This is a genomic window from Acidobacteriota bacterium, assembly GCA_018001935.1.
Taxonomy (GTDB): domain Bacteria; phylum Acidobacteriota; class JAAYUB01; order JAAYUB01; family JAAYUB01; genus JAGNHB01.
Window position 1 is genome coordinate 1 of record JAGNHB010000023.1, and the last position, 23,175, is coordinate 23,175.

Annotated in this window: 15 protein-coding genes; 8 read left to right on the plus strand and 7 right to left on the minus strand. The window is 67.2% G+C overall.

Features of this window, described 5'->3' with window-relative positions:
- Positions 1 to 695: hypothetical protein (locus tag KA419_10485; protein ID MBP7866366.1), on the plus strand; the 695-nt coding region annotated here is incomplete at its 5' end.
- 80 nt (positions 696 to 775) lie between these two features.
- Here the strand turns inward: KA419_10485 and KA419_10490 are convergent.
- Complete coding sequence (locus KA419_10490; GenBank protein MBP7866367.1) at positions 776 to 1,363, minus strand: hypothetical protein; 588 nt, start codon at positions 1,361 to 1,363, stop codon at positions 776 to 778.
- 24 nt (positions 1,364 to 1,387) lie between these two features.
- Between KA419_10490 and KA419_10495 the strand changes: the two genes are divergently transcribed.
- Positions 1,388 to 2,209 carry a hypothetical protein gene (locus KA419_10495; protein MBP7866368.1) on the plus strand — a complete coding sequence of 274 codons (822 nt, stop codon included), beginning with the start codon at positions 1,388 to 1,390 and terminating at the stop codon, positions 2,207 to 2,209.
- A gap of 20 nt (positions 2,210 to 2,229) precedes the next feature.
- On the opposite strand, the gene KA419_10500 is transcribed toward KA419_10495, so the two are convergent.
- Entirely contained in the window at positions 2,230 to 3,123 is an 894-nt protein-coding gene (locus tag KA419_10500) for a M23 family metallopeptidase (protein ID MBP7866369.1), read from the minus strand.
- Between the two features lie 229 nt (positions 3,124 to 3,352).
- Here KA419_10500 and KA419_10505 point away from each other — a divergent pair, with 229 nt between their 5' ends.
- From KA419_10505 to KA419_10520, 4 genes are read left to right on the plus strand one after another with little or no spacing between them, the layout of a single operon-like run.
- Positions 3,353 to 4,339: a peptidylprolyl isomerase gene (locus KA419_10505; protein MBP7866370.1), complete on the plus strand. Its 987-nt coding sequence runs from the start codon at positions 3,353 to 3,355 to the stop codon at positions 4,337 to 4,339.
- Positions 4,329 to 5,357: a peptidyl-prolyl cis-trans isomerase gene (locus KA419_10510; protein MBP7866371.1), complete on the plus strand. Its 1,029-nt coding sequence runs from the start codon at positions 4,329 to 4,331 to the stop codon at positions 5,355 to 5,357. Before KA419_10505 ends, KA419_10510 begins: the two co-directional genes overlap by 11 nt.
- A gap of 23 nt (positions 5,358 to 5,380) precedes the next feature.
- Positions 5,381 to 7,879: a DNA mismatch repair protein MutS gene (gene mutS / locus KA419_10515; GenBank protein MBP7866372.1), complete on the plus strand. Its 2,499-nt coding sequence runs from the start codon at positions 5,381 to 5,383 to the stop codon at positions 7,877 to 7,879.
- Between the two features lie 9 nt (positions 7,880 to 7,888).
- Entirely contained in the window at positions 7,889 to 8,641 is a 753-nt protein-coding gene (locus tag KA419_10520; protein ID MBP7866373.1) for a Nif3-like dinuclear metal center hexameric protein, read from the plus strand.
- A 100-nt stretch (positions 8,642 to 8,741) separates the two neighbouring features.
- Here the strand turns inward: KA419_10520 and KA419_10525 are convergent, their stop codons facing one another.
- Together KA419_10525 and KA419_10530 are read right to left on the minus strand one after the other, a co-directional pair.
- Positions 8,742 to 10,844, minus strand: coding sequence for a hypothetical protein (locus tag KA419_10525; protein MBP7866374.1), 2,103 nt, complete (start codon positions 10,842 to 10,844; stop codon positions 8,742 to 8,744).
- Positions 10,845 to 11,111: 267 nt separating this feature from the next.
- Positions 11,112 to 14,948, minus strand: coding sequence for a hypothetical protein (locus KA419_10530; protein MBP7866375.1), 3,837 nt, complete (start codon positions 14,946 to 14,948; stop codon positions 11,112 to 11,114).
- Positions 14,949 to 15,405: 457 nt separating this feature from the next.
- Between KA419_10530 and KA419_10535 the strand changes: the two genes are divergently transcribed.
- Positions 15,406 to 15,804 carry a hypothetical protein gene (locus KA419_10535; GenBank protein MBP7866376.1) on the plus strand — a complete coding sequence of 133 codons (399 nt, stop codon included), beginning with the start codon at positions 15,406 to 15,408 and terminating at the stop codon, positions 15,802 to 15,804.
- A 35-nt stretch (positions 15,805 to 15,839) separates the two neighbouring features.
- Here the strand turns inward: KA419_10535 and KA419_10540 are convergent, their stop codons facing one another.
- The gene (locus KA419_10540) at positions 15,840 to 19,208 is read right to left on the minus strand and encodes a hypothetical protein (protein MBP7866377.1); all 3,369 of its coding nucleotides are present in this window, start codon (positions 19,206 to 19,208) and stop codon (positions 15,840 to 15,842) included.
- Between the two features lie 697 nt (positions 19,209 to 19,905).
- On the opposite strand from KA419_10540, the gene KA419_10545 reads away from it, so the two are divergent.
- Positions 19,906 to 21,927, plus strand: a complete 2,022-nt coding sequence (locus KA419_10545; protein MBP7866378.1) for a CHASE2 domain-containing protein — start codon at positions 19,906 to 19,908, stop codon at positions 21,925 to 21,927.
- Between the two features lie 151 nt (positions 21,928 to 22,078).
- Here KA419_10545 and KA419_10550 read toward each other — a convergent pair whose 3' ends face one another.
- Both KA419_10550 and KA419_10555 read right to left on the minus strand, forming a co-directional pair.
- Positions 22,079 to 22,309 (minus strand): hypothetical protein, encoded by a 231-nt coding sequence (locus KA419_10550; protein MBP7866379.1) that lies wholly within the window; start codon positions 22,307 to 22,309, stop codon positions 22,079 to 22,081.
- A 53-nt stretch (positions 22,310 to 22,362) separates the two neighbouring features.
- The gene (locus KA419_10555) at positions 22,363 to 23,016 is read right to left on the minus strand and encodes a cyclase family protein (GenBank protein MBP7866380.1); all 654 of its coding nucleotides are present in this window, start codon (positions 23,014 to 23,016) and stop codon (positions 22,363 to 22,365) included.
- Positions 23,017 to 23,175: the final 159 nt, after the last annotated feature.

The window sequence follows — 23,175 nt, forward strand, 5'->3', positions numbered from 1 at the left end:
CGGCGGAGGTGCCGGCGGCAACCGCGGAAGTGGCGGAAATCTCGCCGGGAGAACTGGCGGCGACGGCGGAAACGGCAAGGAGTTCCTCTGGGTTGCTGACGGCGACCGTGGAACCGTCAGGGGTCCAGTCGGGGATGCCGGCGGCGGAAACGCCGGGAACCCCGGCAGTAGCCGGGATCCCGCCGCAGATGCCGGTGGAACCGACACAAGCCCCGGGGACGGCAGGGATCCCGCCGGCGGTGCTGGCAACGGCGGAAGCGGAAGGGATCCCGCCGGAGGTTCAGGCGGCGGCGGAAGCGGCGGGGATCCCCCCGGAGGTGCTGGCGGCGGCCGTGGCTGAGGCGGCGCGGGCGCAGGCGCGGGCGTCGTGGCTGGCACCGCTGAACGGCACGGGCGACCGCAAGGGGGTCTTCGCCACGCTGACGGCGGCGGAGTACTACCGGGTGCTGGACGCGGTGGGCCGCGTGGTGCGCCCGGACAAGGCGGGGGCGATCCCGGCGGAGCTGGCGCCGATCCTGGAGCGGCTGTCGCTGGACGCGTCGGAGTGGCTGGCGTCGGTTCAGGGCTACGAGCGCCGCTTCCGCCGGGTGGTGGGCTGCGCCGGCCGCCTCGCGGAGCTGGCCCGCGCCGCCGGCCTCAAGTGGTTCCAGGGCGTCGCCGCCTGCCGCCGGCTCTTCCTCCCCGCCCGGGCATAGGAGAGATCCGTGAATGGGCCCTGGAGCGGGCAGGGGCAATTATCCCCTTTTCCGCGAAGAGTCCGTTCCGGATGGTCTTTTCATTTAAGCCGTTCGAGCGCCTGGCGGGCCAGTTTTTCGGATGCCGTAAAATCGGCCTCCTCACTTCCCAGGCTCACACCAACGGTGAAATAGACCTCGCCCTTGAGCACATGAAGCCCCGCACCGGCCCGGAGACCCGTGCCTCCCCAAAAGGCCTTTTCTCCAAGATTCGGCACCGGTTTGACCTCGCCCAGAAGGCTGGCCGAGTCGTCGAACAGCTTTGGAGCCGATTGGCCATTGCGGCGCATCTTCTCCGGCATGGCGACGGTCTGGTTCACGGAGACCTGGACCTGACCGGCCTGGCGCCCCTCGGTCACGGCGGTGTAGGTCAGGATCTTCTGGCCCATGGGGTTGGTGACGACCTCGGGATCCTTGACCGACGCGCCCAGGGCGGCTTCGGCGTCCGCCTTCGTGACCAGCACGGCAGGATCCACCAATGCCAGGCTTTCAGGCCCTGTACCCCTCGGGCCGTCGGTGGCTGTCACGGCTCCGCCGGACTCTGAGACCTTATTGCCCCCACCGCACCCTTCAAAGCACATCAGCATCCCGAGTACCACAAGACAGATTCCCGTCATTGTCCTTGCCATGTCGAACTCCTTTCCTCTGAATTCATGATCAAGCACAGGAAAGAGGACACTCACCATTCACAAGGAACGAGTGTCCTAATCCTGCCAATCCTGCTTCTATTGAGTGTCCTGTTCTCCTTCCCCGGTATCAGCCGTTATTCCGATGATCCGACCGAACGCTGCGGAATACACCCCCCTTCCGGCGTGGACCACGAGGGAGGGGAGCTCTACGGCTTCACCCACGGGACCGGGTGTGAAGGCCATGAGAACCTGTTTCGCCCGGGCAGATTCCGGGAAGGGGAAGACCCGTCGGAAGGTTTCCAAGGCAAAACCACGGGAGGTTGCTATCTTGCGAACCTCCTTCTCACGCTCTGCGAGGTGGACCAGGAAAAGCCGTCCCGAATCCGCGAGAAACCGCCGGGCGGCGTCAAAAAGGGCGCCCAGGTCGAGGGTGAGCTCGTGCCGTGCCGCGGCCCGCTGCGGGTCGGGGTTCAGCCGGCCGCTCCCCACGGCCCTGAACGGAGGGTTCGAGAAGACGATATTCACTTGCGCGGGGAGCGGAGGCGACGCAAGGTCCCGCACGTCGCCTTGAATCACCGTGACCCGGCCCGCCGCGCCGTTTTCGACGACGTTTTCCGCAGCCAGCGCGGCCAACTCCGCCTGGATCTCGACGGCCCACAGGTGGCGGAACGGTTTCCGATGGAACAGGATCAGCGGGATGATCCCGCACCCGGTCCCGATCTCCAGGAGGTCGTCCTCCGGCCGGCACTGGACGAAGTCCGCCAGGAGGGGAGCGTCGAGGGCGAAGCGATAACCGCGGCCGGGCTGGCGAACGCGGATCTTCCCGTCAAGGAAACGGGTCGATGATACCGTGTCCGGGCTCGTGTTCAGGATGGGTTCCCCCGGTTGAGGAAGAGGATCGGGTTGACAGGCTTGCCGTTCAGGTGGACCTCGTAGTGAAGGTGGGGCCCGGTGGAGCGGCCGGTACTCCCCACGTAGCCCACGCTGTCGCCTTTCTTCAGGCTCTGCCCGGTCCGGGCCTCGATGGCGGAGAGGTGCGCGTACCGGCTGGTGATCCCGTAACGGTGCCACAGGATCACGGTGTAGCCATAGCCCGACTGGGCGCCGGCAAAGAGGACCGTTCCGTCGGCGGCCGCGACGACCCGGGCCCCGGAAGGGGCCGCGATGTCGAGCCCGGCATGGAAATCAGGGGCGCCGGAGAAGGGGTCCGGCCGGCCGCCGAACCAGGAACTGATGTAACCCCGGACCGGCCACTCGCTGGGGATGGAGGAGAGGAACAGGCTCCGCTCCAGAGTCTCGTTCTTCATGCGAACGAGGGAACTCTCGAGTTCCTTCATCCGCCGCCTCAGATCGGGGAGCCGCTCGGGGCCGTTGAGCCCGAGCCCCTGCAGCGCCCTTCCGCCGATTCCGCCCATGCCGCCGCTGGTGGAAACCGGGTTCCCCATGTCGATTCCCGCCAGGTGGCTGATGGTTCGGGTCATGGTTTCCATGTAGGCGAGTTTCTCCGTCAGGCCCTCCGTCTCCGCACGGAAGCGGACGTTCTCCTCCCGCAGTTTCCCGAGGGTCTCCACCGTGCGCTCGTAGCCGTCGAGCCGGGAAATGGCCGTGAAATAGCGGAAAGTGGCGAAGAGGCCAACGACAACGAAAGCCAGGGCCACGGACGCAAAAAGGTACAGGATGCGGGGAGACACCCGGAACTGCCGCATTCGGCGGGAGTCGCGCGGAACAATGATGATCGTGAACAGTCTCTCTTTTTTCATGCCTGTCCGAAGCGTTCAATCGTCATGGCACAGCCGGTTCGAAACGCCATTTTACTTGAAATGGGGAAAGCGTCAAGTCGGAAAAACAAATGTGAAAAGATTTGCCCGACCGACGCGATCATGATATGCTCGCAAGCCGGTTTTCAAAGCCGGGCCCTTGGGACGAAGGGCGTCGGACGAACGCTTCTCCCGGCCCCTTCGGGAGAACCGCCGTGATCGAGGCGAAGTCATGCAGCCAGGGTTGAGACCGTTGAAACACGCCTGCTTCGTCCTGTCGATGGTTGCACTGTCGAGCGCCTGCGGAACCGGCCCGGGAAGCGGGCCCGAGCGGCGGGGCAAGGGCGGCGCGGCGACGTCCCCCGTGGTCTTGCGGGTGGGTGACAACATCTCCACCCTTGCCGATTTCCTGAGTTTCCGGAGCAATGTGGAACGGCGCCTCGGGATCACGGGCCTGGCCGGCCCCGCGGAACGTACGGAGCTTCTGAACCACTTTGTCCTGAGCCGTTTGTGCCGGGTTGCAGCGAGCACCGAAGGGGTCCGGATCACCGATGCGGACCGGGCGAACCTGGCCCGGGGACTGGGGCTGAAAGGCGAGGAGGCGGACGGCCTGCCGGAGGACGAACTGCTCCTGCTCGCTCTGCAGCGGTCCCGGGACATCCGGGTGCCGGAAGTCACCGAGGAGGAGATGCAGGCGTATTACAACGCGCGGCGGGGGGATTTCGATCTGCCCGTCGGGTGGCACGTCCGGGAGATCCTGGTGGACGACCCCGCGCTGGCCCGGCAGCTGTTCCAGGAGTTGGTCGAGGGGGGGAAAGGCCGCTTCGCGCACTACGCGAGGCAGTTTTCCCTCTCCCCGTCCCGGGAAGCCGGCGGGGACATGGGAACCTTCCACCCGGGAGACCTGCCTTCCGAGTTCGAGCGAGTCATCCGCACCTTGCGTCCGGGCGCCTTGTCGGGGGTGGTCAACACTCAGTACGGCCATCACATCTTCTACCTCGAGGAGGTCGTCCATGCACACGCCGCCCGGTACCCGGAAGTCCGGGAACGGATCCGGTCGACGCTGCGGCAGGAAAAGGAACGACAACTGGCCGACGAGCTTCGGAACGCACTTTTCGAGAAATATCGTCCGGTCCTTTTCACGAGATCCCTGGATTTCCGCCCGGACCGGAACCTGCTCTCACCGAAAATCACCGTGGAGGAATTCGATGCCCACTGAGAAGATCGTCCGCCTGGCCCTCCTCGCCGCCCTCGTGGCCGGCGCCGCCATATCCGCCCGTGCGGAAGTGCTCGAACAGATCGTCGCCCAGGTCAACGGAGAGATCATCACCCTCTCCGAGTACACCCGCGAGAAGAACATGGTTTACCAGATGATGCGGTCCCAGTTCACCGGGCAGGAGCTGACGCGGCGTTACGCCGAGGCCCTCGGCCAGATCCTGCCCAACATGATCAACGAGATCCTCCTCCTCGAGAAGGCGAAGGAATACGGGTTCAGCACGGACCTCGACCTGGAGGCCCGGCAGTTCGTCGAGGACATGATGAAGCGCGAGCGGATCCCCAACCTGGAGGCGCTCAAGCAGGAGATGAGCAAGCAGGGCATCACCTACAGCCAGTACTTCGAGGGCCTTAAGAAACAGATCCTTCTGAACCGGATGCGGGGCGCCATCGTGCGCCAGCGGGTGAAGGTCATGAAGGATGAACTCGAGAAATACTACAAGGAGCACGCGAACGAATTCGCCCTTCCCGCAAAGGTCGAACTCCAGGAGATCGTGATCTACTCCAAGGACAAGACCCGGGATCAACTCAAGGCGAAGGCGGCCGAGGTCGAGACCCGCCTGAAGGGTGGCGAGGCTTTCGAGGAGGTCGCCAAGGCGCTGTCCGAAGGTCCGACCGCCGCGCAAGGCGGCAAGATCGGTTCTTTTGCCACCAATGCCCTCTCCGCCACCATCGGCAAGGCGATCACCGGGCTCGGTCCCGGTCAGACCGCCGGCCCCCTGGAGACGGACTACGGGATGGTCGTGGTTCGCGTCACCGCCCTGACCCCCTCCCAGCTCAAGCCTTTCGACGAGGTCAAGGACCAGATCGAGGACGACATTTTCCGGGTGAAGGTGGGGCCGGTCATCGAGACTTACGTCAAGGAACTCCGGGAGGACGCCTACATCAACGTCTCCCCGGAATTCCGGGCCGACTACAACCCCGAAACCCAGGTCAAGCCCCTCGAGGGGGAAACCCGCTAGCGCGGTCCCGCCGGGGAGTCGACATGAACGATCACGCCACCCCCATGATGCGGCAGTACCAGGAAGTGAAACGCCGCTTCCCGGGCAAGCTGGTCTTCTTCCGCCTGGGGGATTTCTACGAGATGTTCTTCGACGATGCCGTGACCGCGTCCCGCGAGATGGAAATCACCCTCACCTCGCGAAACCGGGACCGGGGCGGCGAGCCCATCCCCATGTGCGGCGTCCCCCACCATGCCCTCGAGGGTTACCTGACCAAACTGGTCCGAAAGGGCTACAAGGTGGTCGTGTGCGAGCAGACGGAGGACCCCCGGCCGGGGCATCTGGTCCGGCGCGAGGTCTCCCGCGTGGTGACGCCCGGGACCGTCACCGAGGACGCGATGCTGGACCCCCGGACCAACAACTTCCTCGCCGGGGTGGTCCAGCGGGGCGACGGATTCGGGGCCGCCTTCCTGGACGTGAGCACGGGGGATTTCTTCGTGACCCAGTACCGGGGCGAGGAACCCGGTGCCCGCCTGGCCGCGGAAGTCAACCACTTCCAGCCGGCGGAGATCCTCTACCCCCCCTCCAACGCGCCCCTCTTCGCCGACCGGACCATGAAGGTCCTGTTGGAGGACACGGTCCGCACCGAACTGGAGGAGGAGGCTTTCCGGCCCGACACCGCCCGCGCGAGACTTCTGGAGGTGCTGAAGACCTCCAGCCTGGCGGGCTTCGGGCTCGAAGGCCGGGACCTCGCGGAGGCGGCGGCCGGCGCAGTGGTCCACTACGCCCGGGACGGCAACCTGCTCAACCTGGAGAACCTGGACGGCATCCGTTACTTCGAGTCCACCGACTTTCTCCGGCTGGACGCCGAGAGCATCGCAAACCTCGAGCTGATCACCGCGGGCGGCGGGGGACGCAAGCACACCCTCCTCTCGGTCCTGGACCACACGGTCACGGGGATGGGGGGGCGGCTCCTCAAGTCCTGGATCCTGCGGCCCCTGCTGGACCTCGAGGAGATCCACCGCCGCCACGGGGCGGTGGGGGAGTTGTTCGGCTCCTTCCGGGCCCGGGACACCCTTCGGCGCTGCCTCTCCGGGATCCTCGACGTGGAAAGGCTGATGGGCAAGGTGACCCTCGGCACCGTGCGGCCGCGGGAGCTCCTGGCGCTAAAGGTTTCCCTGGGGCGGTTCCCCGAGTTGAACGCCCTGCTGGGGGGCCTGGACGCCCCCCTGTTCCGGGAGCTGTCCCTCCGCTTCGACCCGGCGGAGGACTTGTGGGAACTGCTGGAGCGGACCCTCCACGAGGACCCGCCCGCGACCATCAACGAGGGCGGGCTCATCCGCGACGGATACCGCGCCGATCTGGACGAACTGCGGGCCCTGGCCCACGGCGGGAAGTCCCTGATCGCCGGGATCGAGGCGAGAGAGCGGGAACGGACGGGCATCAGCTCCCTCAAGATCGGGTACAACCGGGTGTTCGGGTATTTTTTGGAGGTCACCCGGGCCAACGCCCACCTGGTTCCCGAGGACTACATCCGCAAGCAGACCCTGGTGAACGCCGAGCGTTACGTCACCCCCGAGTTGAAGGAACTCGAGGAGAAAGTGCTCCACGCCGAGGAACGTATGGTGACCCTGGAGCGGGAGATCTTCCAGGAAGCCCGGCGGTCGGTCGCCGAGCAGTCCCGCCGGGTGCTGGCCTCGGCGCGGGTCGCCGCCGCGGTGGACGTCCTGGCGGCACTGGCGGAAGCGGCCGTGCGCAACCGGTACGCCCGCCCCGATGTGGACGCGTCGCTGGTTCTCGAGGTGCGCAACGGACGACACCCCGTGGTGGAACGGACCGAAGAGAGCTTCATCCCCAACGACTGCCTTCTGGACGGGGAGGAAAACCAGCTCGTCGTCCTCACCGGCCCCAACATGGGCGGGAAGAGCACTTACCTGCGTCAGGCGGCCCTCATCGTCATCCTGGCGCAGATGGGGTCCTTCGTCCCCGCGGACGCCGCCCGGGTGGGGATCGTCGACCAGGTCTTCACCCGGGTCGGGGCCTCCGACAATCTGGCCCAGGGGCGGTCCACCTTCATGGTGGAGATGATCGAAACGGCCAACATCCTCAACACCTGCACGCCCCGCAGCCTGGTGCTGCTGGACGAGGTCGGGCGCGGGACGGCCACGTTCGACGGCCTCTCCATCGCCTGGAGCGTGGCGGAGTTCCTTCTCGTCACCGAAGGCCGCAACGCCCGGACCCTCTTCGCCACCCACTACCACGAGTTGACCCGCCTCGACGACCTCTACCCCAACGTGAAGAATTACTGCGTAACGGTGCGGGAGGGTGTCGACGAGATCGTTTTTCTCCGCAAGGTCGTGGCGGGTCGCGGCGCCCGCAGCTACGGCATCGAGGTGGCCCGGCTGGCGGGGATGCCCCGGGAGGTGACCCAGCGGGCCACGGAGATCCTCCGTAAACTGGAGCGCAAGGAGATCGATTTGGCGGGCCGATCCAAGCCGGCCCTCGCTCCCGCGCCCTACGTCCAGAAACGCCTTTTCGAGTGAGGTGTCCCCATGGAACTGAAAGCCCTGGTCCGCTGCCTCGACGAACTCCTGGACACTCACTCCATCGAGGACGAGTCCCCCAACGGCCTGCAGGTGGAAGGGCGCGCCGGCGTTCGCCGCGTCGCCTTCGCCGTGGACTATTCCCCCGAGTTCGCCGAGATCGCCGCGGCCGACGGGGCCGACCTCCTCTTCGTCCACCACGGGGCGATCTGGGGCTCGCTCCGCTACGTCCGCGGCGTGGCCCGGGCCTTTTTACAACCCCTCTTCCGCCACGACCTGTCGCTCTACGTGGCCCACCTCCCCCTGGACGTGCACCCCGAACTCGGTCACGGGGCCTGCATGGCCCGACGGCTGGAACTGGGAGACACGGTGCCCTTCGGGCCTTATCGGGGCAAGTGGGTGGGTGTCCTCGGTTGTCTGGCGGAACCGGTGGCCCGGGAGGCCTTCCTGGAGCGGGTTCGCGAGCGAGTGTCCCCCGAGGCGCAACTCCTGCCCTTCGGCCCCGACCGGGCCCACCGGGTCGCCATCGTGAGCGGCGGGGGGGCGAAGATGGCCCCCGAGGCCGCCGAGGCCGGCGCCGACTTCTTCCTGACGGGGGAGACGTCCCACGGGGCCTACCACCCGGCCCGGGCCGCCGGCGTCAACCTCTGCTTCGGCGGGCACTACCGCACCGAGACCTTCGGCGTCCTCGCGGTGATGGAGCGCGTCCGCGCCGACCTGGGCCTCGAGTGCCGGTACTACGACTTCCCCACCCCCTTCTGAACCCCGCCCGCGACGCGGGGCCGACAGACGGGCGCGGCAGTTCGCCCCGCGGCGCCCGGGCCCGGCGCAAGGTCCGGGGAAGCGCCCCGGGCAAGGAGCTTCACAGACTTTCGATGGCCCGCTCCAGCAGGTGCAGGTCCAGGATGTCGACCGCTCCGTCGTGGTTGAGGTCCGGGCAGTTGGAACCGCAGGGAAGGAACTGGAGGTTCCCCGCCAGGCGCTGGGCCAAGGCCTGCGCGTCCAGGCCGTCCAGGAACCCGTCGTCGTTGACGTCGAAGGTCGCGTCGTACACGGTGACGGTGGCCGTTGCCGAATCCGCCTGACCGCAGACGTTGGTCACCCGAACCCAGAACAGGGCTGTTTCCGCCAGGGGGCCGGTGGCGTAGGTGCTCGAATCCGCCCCGACCGGGTGGGTCGTGTCGCCGGTGCCGCCCCGGTACCATTGGTACGCGCGGGGCGCCGTCCCCGACGTGCCGACGGAAAGGGTGACGCCCTGGCCGGCCAGGATGAACGGGGACTGCGGCGGCTGGGTGATCCCCGGGGCGAAGCAGTCCGGGGTGCGGACCGTCACCTCGGTGCTCTGGGGGCTCATCAGGACGTTCTGCTGCTCGCCGTGGGCCTCGGTGCGGGTCTGGACGCGCAGGTAGTAGGTGGTGGAGGGCGTCAACCCGGCGAGGTCGAGGTGGTCGACGGCCTTGTCGGCGGTCGACCCGAGCAGGGTCAGGGCGCCGCCGGGGTTGGTCCTTCCGTAGACGCGGTAGGAACCCGCGTCGCCGGTGTAGAGGATCGGCGTCCACGACACCCGGGCGGACACGGGGGAGAGGGGTTCCGTGGCCAGCTCGGTCGGGGGCACGGTCTGGGTCGCTTCCCAGCCCGGGGCTTCCACCGCCAGGAAGTCGCGCAGGGCCGGGTCGGAGGTGTAAAGCATGTTGTAGCCGATCCAGCACGAGAGCAGCCGGGTCAGGGCGGTGAGACCGGCCGGGAGGGGGCCGGCGAGCGCGTTGTTCCGGAGGTTCAGGGTCGACAGGTGTCCCAGGTTTCCCAGGCTCGCGGGCACCTGCCCTTCCAGTTGGTTGCCGCCCAGATCGAGGGTCAGCAGGAGCGGGATATTGCCTAGGGAGGCGGGGATAGCGCCGGACAGCCGGTTGTCGGAGAGCACCAGGTGATTCAGGCCGGCCAGGTTCCCCAAGCTGGAGGGGATGCTGCCGGTGAGCTGGTTGCCGGACAGGTCGAGCGTCCACAAGGCAGTCAGGAGGCCGAGGGACGGGGGGATCGTGCCGGAGAAGAGGTTGTCGCTCAGAGAAAGCAAAGTCATTTGGGTGATGCCGCCGAGCTCGGTCGGGAGACTGCCGGAAAACTGGTTTCCGGCGAGATCCAAAACCGCCAGCCCGACGGCGTTTCCCACCTCGGCCGGCAGGGTCCCCGCCAACTGGTTGTATTGCAGATTGAGGGTCCTCAGGGAAGGCCGGTTCCAGGCCTGGAGGGGGATGCCGCCGGTCAGCTCATTCCTTTGGAGATAAAGGTATTTCAGGGCCGGAATGCCGAAGAGCGTGGCGGGGATCGAACCGCTGAACTGGTTCCAGCTCAAATCAATTCTTTCCAGGCCCACGAGGTTGCCGAGCTCCGCGGGGATGCTGCCGGACAGCTGGTTGTTGCAGAGTTCGATACTCTGCAGGGACGCCAGGTTCCCTGCCGCCGAAGAAAGACCGCCGGTGAGCTGGTTGTTCTGGGCGGACAACTGTTTGAGGTTAAAGAGGTTCCAGATCGTTTCGGGGAGGGGCCCCGAAATCTGGTTCCCCGCAATACTCAAATCTGTCAACTGAACCAGGTTGCCGATCTCGGGCGGGAGGGCCCCGGAGAGCTGGTTTACATTTAGTTGAAGTTCCTTCATATAAACGAGATTGCCGATTTCACGCGGAATCGGGCCGACGAGATGATTGTGGTAGAGATCGATTTTCGTGACCCGGTCCAGCGTCACCGTCACCCCGTACCACGACCCTTCGGTTCCGGGCAGGGCAAAGCCGTCGGTGTGAAGCGGCGGGGTCTTCCAGCCGTCCTTGTGCGTCCACCCGTTGCCGGCGGTACTGTTGTACAAGGCCGTGAGGGCTTTCCGCTCCAGGGCGGAAACGGCGCCTTCGGCCGGTCTGCCGGCGACGGCGATGAGCAGCGCCGCGGTTGACAGCATCAGGATCGCATGTTGCATAGGGCACCTCCCAACGTCCTGAATACAGAATATTGCGGGACGGTTCGGTGCGCCAGTGCCACAAATCGTGGGTTGGACGGGAAGAATCACAGGTTTTCCGCCTGCACCCGGAGCGGATCGCTTTCCTGGCGCGCCGGACGCCGTTGCGGGAGAGGGTCCGGAATGGTCCTCGCCAAGGCGCCAAATCCTTCAAGAAAAAGGAAAAGGGACACCCGGCGGAAACCGGGTGTCCCTTTGAAGGAGGGGCCCGAAAGAGGGTCCGGGCCGTCAGTCGAGGATGTCAGGGCGCAGGACGGCCTTGTCGAGACGGTCCCGGGCCGCTTCCCGGAAGATCCCCATGTACTCCCGGAGCTGCTCGTACAGGGGTTCGCCCAGGCGCGCCACCAGTTCGTCCCGCCGGCTCTCGATCTCGAGGGCGCAGGTCTCGACCTGGTCAAGGTCCTTCCGGGCGCTCCGGTCGGGGACCCAGACGAAGAGGTTGGCGTTGCGGTCGTCTGCCGGGAACCCCAGGGCCGACGCCGGGATGGAGGGGTTCCGGAACTCGGCGCGGATGAAGTGGAGGCCGTGGTCCAGCGGGCGCCAGTAGTGGTTGGCGTGCGCCAGGTGCCGCCGCTCCCCCGGGTGCCAGGAAACGCCGCTGAGCAGGTGACAGGCGATGGCCTTCTGGGGTTTGTCCGACAGGACGACCCAGTCGTAGAACACCACCTGCAGGTTTCGCCGGTCGGGGACGTCCGCGCTGACCAGCACGCCGAGCCGGCTCCACTCGCCTTCCGGAACGACGCCCCACCCGAAGTGGATCGTGTCGTCCGGTTCGCGGACCCCCAGGACCATCTTCGGTTCGAAGAGTTCCTCGTTGTCCCAGACGCCCGCCGCCTTCCGGGCCGTGGGGTGCCAGATGGCGATCCCGCCGCTCCAGGGCCAGAATCCTTCCTTGTTGTCACAGACGGACCCCCGCGGGTGGATCGTCTCGAAGGTGTCGGGAATGTCCAGGGTGACCCAGATCCGGTAGTTGGTGGAGGCGTTCACCTGAGTGGGCCCGAGCCCGGTGGTGTCCCATTGGACCGAGACCTCCTGCATGCCCCGGGCCTGCATGGAATCGACCTGGGCGTACCCGATGAGGTGACGGCCGCCCGGGTCCTCTCGGTCGGCCCCGTTCACGGCCACGTACTCGAACTTGACGTTGAAGGGGGTCTGGCACGGCATCAGACTGAAGTTGTGGACCCGGGCCCTGAGGGTGAGCCCGGTGCCGGCGGTGATCCCGGCTTTCATCACCGTGATGGGGTCGCCGGTGGAGTCGCTGGGCTGGGTGGTCTCCACGAAGAAGCCCCGCATGCACTTCCCCGACAGGGTGTCGTTGAGCACCCAGGTGTCGTACTCGCCGATGTACTCGTTGTACTCGGCCATGAAGTGGGCCGGCAGGTTGAGCCCCGGGTCGGGGGCCCAGTTGTAGACCTTCTTCCACCAGGAGCCGGACGAGTCGTCGATGACGGCGGCGTGCTGGACCTTGGTGTTGCCGGAGTTGGAGATGTAGGCGTAGGGCTTGAACTTGTAGCTCATGCCGTTGGACGCGATGCCCGGGAAGGACGGGACGCTGATGGTGAGGCCCTGGGACTGGGACGACTCCTTGTCGTCGGTGTCCATCTGCGACCAACTCCCGTTCGCCTGCAGGCCCAGGTTGAAGTTGACCGTCTGCTTGCTGAAGAGGATTTCCTTGACCGACGCCGAGAGCTTGAAGTCGATGTCGCCGCTGAGGTCCTCCTCCCAGGACTTGGAGGTATCCTTCCCCACCGAGTCCTGCCAGGTGACGGAGGTCTCCTTGGACCCGCCGTCCACCCCGATGACCACGTCCGTCTTGTTCAGGAAGTCCTTGACGGGCCCGGGGGCGCCCGGGTAGGTGATCTCGCCCAGGTAGTCCTTGAACAGGTCGTTGGACGGCATCGGGTAGGAGAGCACGTTGCCGTTCTGGTGGATGGGCTGGTAGAAGTCCGGGCAGCCCAGGCCGGCGACGATGACCGTTTCGGGGTTGGACGGGGGGTAGACCACCTCGTAGTAGGACTGGGCCTCCTGGTTCGTGGTGTCGTTGAGGGCCGTGTAACCGTAGACGGGGTAGCGCCAGATGTCGTAGTTGCGGGTCTTGTACAGGAGCATGTCGTCGCAGTCGGTGGCGTACTCCAGGTCGTAGCTGTAGGTCTCCGTGTGGGTGTTCATGGTGTCGATGGCCCGTTTGAAGGCGAAGTCGATCTTCGCCTGGATGTCCATGTCGAGGGTGCACTTGATGAGGAAGAAGAGGTTGAACTTGGCCGTGATGTCGACCCCGAGCCCCGCGTTCAGGCCCATCCCGCCCTCTGACTTGGTCTGCCCGGTGTGCTTCTGGGAGTACTCCCCGTTCTTGGTGAACTTGACCTTGAACTCGGGGTCCCGGCTGAGGTAGACCGTGTCCCACTCCCACTCGGAGGGGTCGGCGTCCGGGTTCGTCGGGACGTAGTCCACGTGCTTGGGCGGTTCCTCGATGGTGAAGTTGGGCGTGATGTAGTCCTGCAGCACGATGTGGGTGGGGGGGCCGATGACCAGGGAGGACCCGTCCCAATCCATCTTCCCCACGCTGATCAGGGGGAAGGCGGCGGGCAGCGGCGCGAAGCCGCTGTCGGTGAAGTAGGGGGAGCCCACCCCGGTTTCACCGTCCCCGTTCCAGACGGTGTAGACGGAGAAGAGGACCTTGCGCCCCCCCTCGGCGGCGGCATTCTGCACCAGGACGAGGCCGAGGTCCATGGCGGGGCCGGCGGGGTTGAGGGTCCCCTTGAAATCACCGGGGATCACCTTGATGTCGTCCAGGGGGGACTTGTAGTGGCCCTCGGTGGGGTTGATGATGTTGGGGTGGTTGTAGTAACCCCAGGTCGCGTCGAAGTCGATGGCTTCGAGGCAGAGGAGCATGTTCTTGCCGCCGTTCGTCTGGTCGTCGTGGTCCGGGTTGATGCCGAGGTTGGCGATGACCAGTTGGCGCTTGGTGAGCGGTTGGTCCGGGTTGGGGGTCCCGAACCAGCCGATCCCGATGGACAGGCGACACTGCTCCGGGGTCAGGGTGAAGGCGGGCGGATAGGGGATGAACTGCTGAGGCCACACCGACGCGTGGATCGAGGCGGTCAGGTTGGCATCCAACCCGTAGACCACCACCTTGTACTGGACGAAATGGCTGGCGGTGATGGACTTGATGGCGCCCAGAGCGACCTCGTCGATGCCGTCCCCGCTCAGGTCGCCGGCGGTGAGGCAGACGGGGAGGGGCTTGTCGGAATTCATCTCGGTCCAGACGGCGGTGGCGCCGGGGACGAGGTGACCGTTCTCGTAACGGAAGGCGATCATGTTGGGGTAGTTGGTGTTGTTGGTGAACGCCTGGAAACCGACGAGGACTTCCTTGGCCCCGTCGCCGTTCACGTCCCCCGCGGCGAGGGCGGCGCTGGGGCCGTCCAGGAAAACCAGGCCCAGCGCGGTCACGTCCGTCGTCACCAGGGTCGCGAGGTGGTAATCCAGCACCGTGACGCGGAGTTTTTCCACGCCGTCCTGGATGTAGTTGTACAGGACTATGATCTCGTCGTGGTTGGTGCCGTCGGGGTCCACCTGGCGGTCCACGTCGCCGGCCGCCAGGCAAAGGTCCCCGTAACGGCGGGGCGCCTGGGCGCCGTTGCCGGCGTCGAGATGGACCTTGGCGCCGGTGTTGAGCCGCACCTCGACGAAATTACCCGTTCCCGACGACGAGTAGACGGCGGTCACGTAGTAGTCCTTCGACTGGTCCACGATCCGCCCGGCGGTGACGGCGGCGGGGGCGTTGAAGGCGGCGCCCCCCAGGGCGGGCGTCCCGGGGTAGTCGTGGTGGTGCCACCAGCCGTCGGACTCGTAGTGGACGTAGTTGAGGTTGAGGTTCCCGTCGGTCGGGTTGGGGATGGGGAAGAGAGCCCCCACGTCCTCCCACGTGGCCAGACCCGAGGAGGTCGGCAGAGGGGGGGTGTCGCCGGGGTTCGTGTCCCCCGCGAGGAAGGCCGCCGTGCCGGCCAGGACGACGAGGCAGAGAAGGATCCGCTGTCGTCGTCGGGATGCGTGGTGCTTCAGCATAAAACCTCCCAGGATGATAGGAATGCAGCAGGCGATATGGGCGCAACCCCCCGGGAGCGCACCCGGCGGCGGCCCGGGTCGGGCCGTCCGGGCGTGCGGAGCCCCGAGGGAAAACCCGCTTCCTTACCCGTTGTCAAATCACGGTGCCGGAAGAGGCAACATCCCCCGCATCCTCGCGGGCCGAAGGGCCCGGGCTTCCCGTGCGCCACGGTGCAGCCCCTTCCGGACGGTCCAGGTCGTTGTACCCTTGATGAAATTCCCCTCGCTCGCAGGATACACCCGCGGTCCAGGATATTCAACGAAAGAAATTCAAGGATATCACCCCGGCATCGCTGCGAGTGACCGTCCGACGGTGGTAAAATGCAACGTGAACGATGGACGCCCCCGCGATTTGGCCGGTAGGGCGTTTCCGGGGCTGTCGTCGGCCCCGACCCGAGGTCTGAAGGAGGTTGAGCGAATGGGTGAAGAGAGTCGGCACTGCCCGAACTGCGCGGCGCCACTGGACCTGGGGCTCGGGGAGCTGGAGACCGTCTGCGCCTACTGCCGCTCGAGGGTGCGCTTTGTCCCCGACCGGCAGGAGATGGAAGTCATCCGCACCCGGGAGGAGATGAAGCACCGGGAGCGGATCGCCGTCCAGCGGGAGATCCTGAACAAGCAACTCCGGCAGGAGGAACTGGCGAAGTGGCGGGAGACCGCCGGGAAGATCGCCATCTCGTCGCTGCCCTTCTTCGGCGAGGGCATCGGGCGGGCCCTCTTCCGGGCCGTCCTCGGCCGGGGCGGGGGGTGCTGCGGTTGCCTTTTCGTGATCCTGGGGGCCTTGGGCCTCGGTCTGTTCTCCGTCCTGAGGGGGATCTGATCCGATTGCGGCAACGGCCGCACCGACGCGTTGAATCAAACGGAACTGTCCGTCGGAAGGGTGAAGCGGAAGACGCAGCCGCCGCCGGGGTTGGGCTCGGCCCAGATCCGCCCGCCATGGTGCTCGACGATCTTGCGGCAGATGGGCAGCCCCAGGCCCGCCCCTTCGGGCTTGGGCGCCAGCGTGTCGCCTGCAGGGTGAAAGACGTCGAAGACGGTGTCCCACTCGTCGTCGTCAAGGCCCGGGCCGGTGTCGACCACCGAGACGCGGGCAAACCGGGGGGCCGCGGGCGGGGAGGCCGCCGGCCCCGGCCCCTCGCCCACCGCCGGCAGCCGGTCCGCCCCGGCCCGGCGGGCGTCCGGCGGCTGGCCCTCGTCGTCCGGGACACCCCACTCCAGCCGGATGCTCACGGCTCCCCCGGTCGGCGTGAACTTGACGGCGTTGCCCACGAGGTTGTCGATGACCTGTCGGAGGCGCTTGCCGTCGCCGAACAGGGCGGCCGGGTCGGCGCAGAGGTCCTGCCGCAGGGTGAGCCCCTTCGCCCCCGCAGCACGCCCGTGCGCCGCGATGACCTCGACGATCAGCCCGTGCAGGTCGACCGGCTCGGTCTTCCAATCGACCAGCCCCGACTCCAGGGTGCTCAGGTCCAGGATCTTCTCGATCAGCTTCTCCAGGCGCCGGCTCTCCTCCAGCAGCACCTCCATGTTGCCCATCACCTGCCGGGTCGCCTTCTGTCGGCGGAACTCGTCCGTGACGTCCGGGTTCAGGAGCACTTCCTGCAGTTTCTTCCGGGTGAGGTTGGCGTACCCGACAATGGACGTGAGCGGCGTGCGCAGCTCGTGGGAGGTGGTGGTCAGGAAGTCGTTCTTCATCCGGTTGACCTGCTCCAACCACGCGGACCGGAGTCGCTGGGCTTCCGTCTCCGCTTTCTGTCGGGACAGTTCCCGCTGGTGGCGGCGCTCGAGGGACGCGACGCCCCAGCGGAACCCTCCGTACCCGAGCGCGACCAGGCCGGCGAGGGCCAGCGCCCGGGCCCACCAGGTCTCGGTCCATGGGGGAAGGATCCGGAAGGGGTAGTCGCCCTCCCGCCCGACGTGCCCGTGGACGTTCTTCGCCCGGACCCGGAAGCGATAGTCCCCCGGGGGCAGGTTGGTGTACTCCTTGAAGGGCGCAGGGCCCCAGGGGGACCAGTCCGGGTCGTAACCCTCCAGGCGGACCTGGTACCGGAGGGCGGAAGGGGCATCGAAGCTGGTGGCGGCGAACTCGAAGGCCAGGGAGTGGTCGGCGGGCTCGAGGCGGGGCCCCTCGGCGCCCCCTTCGCCGGGCGGCGCCCCGGCCCCCCCGAAAAGGCCCCGGCCGTTCACGCTCACCCGCCGGACGAGGGTGGCGAAGTCCCGGGCATAGTCCTTGGGGACCCGGGGGTCGTAGCGCAGGAGACCGTCCGTCCCCCCGAGCCACACCACCCCGTCCGGCTCCGGGCAGATCGCGTCGATGGCATACTCCGCCAGGCGGAGGAAGGGTGTGTCCACGAAGCGGAAGGTCCCGTCGGCCTGGCGGAGGGCCACCCCCGTGCCGTGGGCCCCCTGGGTTTCGATCATGGTGTGCAGCCAGAGGTCGCCCCGGGCGTCCTCCCGGAGGAGGGAGACCCGGCGCGCCTCGCCGCCGAAGAGGCGGGCGAACCGCGGGTCGGGAAGGAAGCGGCCCCTGGGCGTATCGAAACGGTAGATTCCCGCGTGCGTGCAGAAGAGGATGCCGCCCGCGGCCCGGTCGACCCGGTTCTCGTTGGGGGAAGGCAGGCCGTGGGAAAGCCCGTAACGCTCGATTGCAGGCACGGGCCGGGCTGCCTTGCGTCCGCCGCCGGGGAACGTCAGGCGCAGGACCCCGTGATTTCGCGTCCCGAGCCACAGCCGCCCGTCGTCGTCCTCGGCGATGCTGCGGACCTGTTCCGTGATACCCGGGACCCGGCCCTCGTCGACCCACGGCCCCCCGTCGACGTCCGATCGACGGATGGAAGCCAGCCCGTCCTGCATCCCGACGAAGATCCGGGAGGGGTTCACCCGGGAGGGGCACAGGCAGCCGGTGTTGCCGACGGAGGGACGGACCATCGTGGCCTGGCTGCCGCGGATCTCGTGCACGCCCTCGTTGTCGGCCACCAGCAGGGACGTCCCCACGGGGAGGAAGGCCCAGATCTGGCTTCGGATGCCGGTGACAGGGAGAAACGCCGGGGCGGGCAGCCCGTTGTCCGCGCGGAGGACGCTCTCCAGGCGGTGTATCCCCCGGCTGGTACCCACGTGGAGCACCCCCGCGTGCCGGCAGACGGTCATCACCGTGCCCTTGAGCCCCGACCGCTCGTCGTACCGGGAGAGCGGCTCCGACATCGCCACCCGGGAAATCCCGTTCTCCAGGCCCAGCCAGAGCCCTGACTGGCCGTCCAGGAACAGGGCGTAGACCGTCTCGTCCTGCAGGCCGGACCGCTTGTCCACGACCCGGATCAGCCTCCCTTCGTGATCCAGGTGGACGACGCCCCCGTGGACGGTGGCGAGGGCCACGGAGCCGTCCGGCAACACGAGACCGTGGTAGAGCAGGTTCTGCCGGAGGAAATCGTCGGCCTGGGTCGGGAACTCCGCCAGGCCCCCCCCGTCGAGGAGGAGCAACCCCTGGCCCCGCGTGCCCACCAGGATCCGGTCAGGGCCCCCGGGAACAGCCGCGGGCCACGGCAGCATGCACCCGATCTTCTCCCCGGCGAACCGCTCCCCGCCGGGGAGCGGACGGAGGGCGTCCCCGTTCAGTTCCACCAGGCCCCGGCCCGGCTCGCGGAGGAAAAGGCGCTCCCCCACCCGGTAGGACTGGTGAAAGGACGTGGTCGGGGCCCAGGACCGAACCCGGCCGCCGCTGTAGCGAAACAGGCGGTTTCGGGTGGTGAAGAAAACCCCCGCGCGCGTGGCGTGCGTGCACCAGACATCGTTGAAGGTCCGGTGTTGCGGTTTTAGCCGGTCCGCCAGCGAGACGAAGACCAGGGCCCCTCCGGCGTCGGGCCGGAGATAGCCGAATTCGCCCTGGGCGCCCACCCAGATGCGTCCCTCCCCGTCCAGGTCCAGCGAACGGACGCAGGTCCGGTTCGCCGTGGGGATCAGCCGCCAGCGCACCCCGTCGTATTCGAGGACCCCGTCGTTGTTGCCGGCGTAGACCACCCCGCGCCGGTCCTGGACGAAGGCCCAGTTCTGGGGTTGCGCCCGATACTCCCGGGGGCTGAAGTTCTGGATCCAGGGGAGGCCCTGCTCGGCAGGCGGCCCGGCCGCCGCCAGGGACGCCAGGGCGAAGAGGAGGCCGACGACGAGGGTCCGTCGGACGAAACCCCCGGCCGTGCTGCCGGACCCGGTCGTCGTGAAGGGTCGAATCACCATGGCCGTCATCCTGGGCGGATCATGCTCCGGAACGTCGGGCTCCGGCCGAACACCGGGAAGAACCCGCGGCGACAAGGCGCATCGGCGTCCCGCCGGCGGCTCGAACAAAGGTTGTGCGTACACCTTTCCGACCGTTTTCCGTCATTTCCGAGAAACTCTCACGTCCCACTATTATACCGGGGTATAAGCCAAGTCAACATATTCTTCATTCCCTATGGGCCTGTTCCCGAGAACGGTGTGGGTGGCACTGCTGGCGGCCGCCGGGTTCGAGCCGCTCGAGGTTCCCCTGGAGACCCCCTCGGTCGGCAACGCAGGGACGAAGGTTTTCCTCGGGCTGCGCCCCCTCGCCAGCGAGCGGGTTCAGACCGTACGCGCGCCGAGCCGAGGCGCGCGCCTGGAGCAGGTCTCGGCGCAAACGCACGATTGACTGTCCCATGCCCCCGCAACCGACTGTCCCGTCTCTGCGCCTCTCCACCCCCACCCCGCTCACCCGGCGGACGCAGACGATTGCCCTTGACACGCTTTCAGCGCCGTTGTAAGTTCCGGGGAGGGGAAGCGGAAACCGAGGCCGACCGCCCGGCCTGGGACCGCCACGCTCCACCGAAGCCAAACCTTGCCGGTGACAGGACGGATCGCCAGCGTGAACGCAACGGTACGCAACCGGATCAGGCGCCTGTTGAGGAAGTGGTCTCCCGTCGTGGCAGCCTGTCTGGCGGTCTTCCTCCTTTTCGCCTTCCTGCGGGAAACGCAAACCCTCCGGGTGCTGGAGCTGAAAACGCGCGACTGGAGGCTCCGGCTGCGCAACGCCGCCTTCCTGTCCTCCCTGCAGGCGCCCACGCACGTGCGGTCGGACCGGGTCGTGATGGTGGGCATCGACGACCGGGCCCTCGGCACGATCGAGGAACCGATGCTGTTCTGGACCGGCCACTTCGCCGAGGTCCTCGGCGCCCTCGACCGGGCCGGTGCGGCCGTGGTGGCGCTGGACCTGCAATTCCAGGTTTCGGGAGACGACTTCCTGCGCCGCCGAATGGCCCGTGAAACGGGCGGGGCCCCGGACGGGCGGGTCGCCGCCGGCAGCCTGGGCCCGGGTGATCGTGCCCTCTTCAAGGTGCTGCGCTCCGGACGGGTCCTTCTCCTGTCCTACCTTCGCCCCGACGGGTCGCTGCAGTGCCCCTGGCCGCCGTACCGCTTCGCGGCGGGCGATGCGAACCTCTTCCTCGGCAACGTGGAAGCCGATCCGGACGGGGTGGTCCGGCGGCAGTACCTGTACCGGACCGCTCAGTTCCCCGACGGCACCCAGGCCCCCTGCTACAGCCTTCCCTTCCTGGCCGCCTGCCGGGCCCTCCGCGCGGAGCCGGTCTTCGACGGCTCCCGGCTCCGGATCGGCACCCGGCCGGTCGTTCACGACCGCGAGTTCTTCTTCGACATCAACTTCATCGGCCCCCCGGGGACGTTCCAGGACGGCCCGGGCTTTTCCGAACTGCTCGAGCGGGCCCGGGCGAACGACGACCGGTGGTTCGCCGAACGGTTTCGCGACCGCGTGGTGCTGATCGGGCCGACGTACGCCGGCAACAACGACCTGGTGCCCACGCCGGCCGGCGGGGACAGCCACGGCGAGATGGCCGGGATCGAATTCCACGCCAACGCCCTGCACACCCTTCTGAATTCCGACTTCATGATTTCCTGGACTGACAGGGCCAACCTGGCGGTCCTGCTGCTCCTCTGCCTGGGGTCGGCCGTGATCTGCCGGTTGTTCCGGCCCCGCCCCGCCCTGGTCGGCCTGGCCGGTCTTGGCGTCGGGCTGGCGGCCGGCGCCCTGGTGGCCTGCGCCCGGTGGAATACCTGGCTGGACCTCGCGACCCCGCTCCTCGCCCTGCCGGTGGTGTACATGTCGGTGTTCACCTGGCGCTACCTGGCCGAGGACCGGAGACGTCGACACCTCCGGCAGATCCTCGGGCGGTACGTCTCCGAAAACGTGGCCCGGGAACTCCTGAAGGATGCGTCCAGCCTGGCACTGGGCGGGGTGCGGCACAACGTCACCATCCTGTTTTGCGACCTCAACGACTTCACCGAGCTTTCCGAGCAGAGCGAGCCGGAGCAGATTATCTCGATGCTCAACGACTACTTCACCCGCATGGAGACGGTGATCTTCCGCCATGGGGGGACCCTCAAGCAGTTCGTGGGCGACGAGATCATGGTGATCTGCGGCGCCCCCGCGGCTGACCCCGACCACGCCGTGTTCGCCTGCCGGATCGCCCTGGAGATGGAGAAGGAACTGATCCGGTGGCAGGACGAACTCCGGGGAAAAGGCGGACCGACCCGGGACGCCAAGTTCGGCCTTCACAGCGGCGAGGTGGTGGCGGGCAACGTCGGTTCGCCGAACCGGTCCGAGTACGCCACGGTCGGCGACGTGGTGAACACCGCCTCGCGGATCATGGGGCTATCCAAGCGGCTGGGCCGCCGGATTGTCGTCAGCGAGCAGACGCGCCGCCTGGCGGGGGAGGCCTTTTCGTTCGAGGACCTGGGCTCTCACGAACTCAGGGGAAAATCCGCGGCCATCCGGGTCTTCGCCCTGTCCGGCCCGGATCGGCAGCCCGCCCCCACCGCACCGGAAGCCCCCCAGGCCGGACCGCCCGTGGAAACCGGCGGACAACCGGTTCCCAACCTGGATAAACCGGATAATCCACGGATGAACACGGATCGAGTTCCGTCAGACTGAAGCCGGACAACTCGACGAAGTCGACCCGGCCGGCGAGGGATTCGGAGACCTCTCTCACCTCGGTTTCGTTCGATCATGCCCTGATTTTTCCATGAAAACTCGGAGTTCTCCTCCGAATTTTCAAGGAAGCGGTGACGACGTCCGGTGCGGTTTAATCGGGGTCGGGTTCCTTCCGGTCTTTCTCCGCCGCCGCCTCCCGGGCCCGGGAGGCCAGGTGGAGGACGAAGAGGATCCCGGCGGAGACCATGCAGAGGATGCTCGCCGTGGCGAAAACCAGGGGCCGGTCGATGCACGGGGCGACTTTCCAGAAAAACAGCCCGGCACTGATCAGCATCAGGGCGATCCCCGCCCCGTGGTAAAGCGTGCTGTCCTTGAACGTCATGGTGTTACCCTCCACTGCGCGGGATGCCGATCCGTCCCGTTCCGAGCCCGGTTTCAGGGGAGAGCCTCCCCGCACTCGTCCACCAGGGCCACGGCACGGACGGGGGAGCCGTCGGCGGCGGGGATGGGAAGGGGGAAGGCGGCGAAGCGGAACGCCCTGCCAGCCAGGCCGCCGAGCCCCCGCAGGTTCTCCACGAGGATGGCGCCCCGGGAGAGCAGCGCCCGGTGGACCGGCAGTCCCCCGCTGTCGAAAGCATCCACCGACGGGGCGTCCACGCCGAGTCCCTTGATCCCGGCGAACGCCAGTCGTTCGGCAGCGGCGGGGTCCAGCGCCGGGTAACCCCGGTTGTATGCCTGTGTCCCCCAGAACGCGTCCCAACCGGTCCACAGGAGCACGAACTCCCGGGGCCCCGCCCAGCCGGGCGTCCGCTCCAGGTTTTCCCACCGGACGGGGCGCCCGGCGAAGGCGCGCACGTCCGCCACGAACCCCGGACCCGTGAAACGCTCGAGCGTCAACCCGTCCAGGGCGGGGCCGTCCGTCAAGTGGGCGGGGGCATCCACGTGGGTGCCCGTGTGCGTGGTGAGGGTGAGGCGGCGTTCCTCGTAACCGTGACGGGGGCGGTTCTTCAGGAGCTTCACCGCCGGTGACGGCGTGCCGGGCCAGACGGGCATGTCGGGGGCGATGGGTTGAGAAAGGTCTATAACCATGGTTTTTACAGCTTTTTGTAAATCGTTGCGATCTTCATCCCCATGTCGCGGACCTTCTCCGGGACCGCTTCTTACGTGTCGCCCCGGGCCCGTTACCTTCTTGAACCGGCCTTCCCGGTCCACGTATTTTACCCCATCCACGGCACCTTTGACAGGAAA

Coding starts and splice junctions, on each gene's coding strand:
- KA419_10490 (MBP7866367.1), bottom strand. CDS start 1,363: ATGGCAAGGACAATGACGGGAATCTGTCTTGTGGTACTCGGGATGCTG.
- KA419_10495 (MBP7866368.1), top strand. CDS start 1,388: ATGATCAAGCACAGGAAAGAGGACACTCACCATTCACAAGGAACGAGT.
- KA419_10500 (MBP7866369.1), bottom strand. CDS start 3,123: ATGAAAAAAGAGAGACTGTTCACGATCATCATTGTTCCGCGCGACTCC.
- KA419_10505 (MBP7866370.1), top strand. CDS start 3,353: ATGCAGCCAGGGTTGAGACCGTTGAAACACGCCTGCTTCGTCCTGTCG.
- KA419_10510 (MBP7866371.1), top strand. CDS start 4,329: ATGCCCACTGAGAAGATCGTCCGCCTGGCCCTCCTCGCCGCCCTCGTG.
- mutS (MBP7866372.1), top strand. CDS start 5,381: ATGAACGATCACGCCACCCCCATGATGCGGCAGTACCAGGAAGTGAAA.
- KA419_10520 (MBP7866373.1), top strand. CDS start 7,889: ATGGAACTGAAAGCCCTGGTCCGCTGCCTCGACGAACTCCTGGACACT.
- KA419_10525 (MBP7866374.1), bottom strand. CDS start 10,844: ATGCAACATGCGATCCTGATGCTGTCAACCGCGGCGCTGCTCATCGCC.
- KA419_10530 (MBP7866375.1), bottom strand. CDS start 14,948: ATGCTGAAGCACCACGCATCCCGACGACGACAGCGGATCCTTCTCTGC.
- KA419_10535 (MBP7866376.1), top strand. CDS start 15,406: ATGGGTGAAGAGAGTCGGCACTGCCCGAACTGCGCGGCGCCACTGGAC.
- KA419_10540 (MBP7866377.1), bottom strand. CDS start 19,208: ATGGTGATTCGACCCTTCACGACGACCGGGTCCGGCAGCACGGCCGGG.
- KA419_10550 (MBP7866379.1), bottom strand. CDS start 22,309: ATGACGTTCAAGGACAGCACGCTTTACCACGGGGCGGGGATCGCCCTG.
- KA419_10555 (MBP7866380.1), bottom strand. CDS start 23,016: ATGGTTATAGACCTTTCTCAACCCATCGCCCCCGACATGCCCGTCTGG.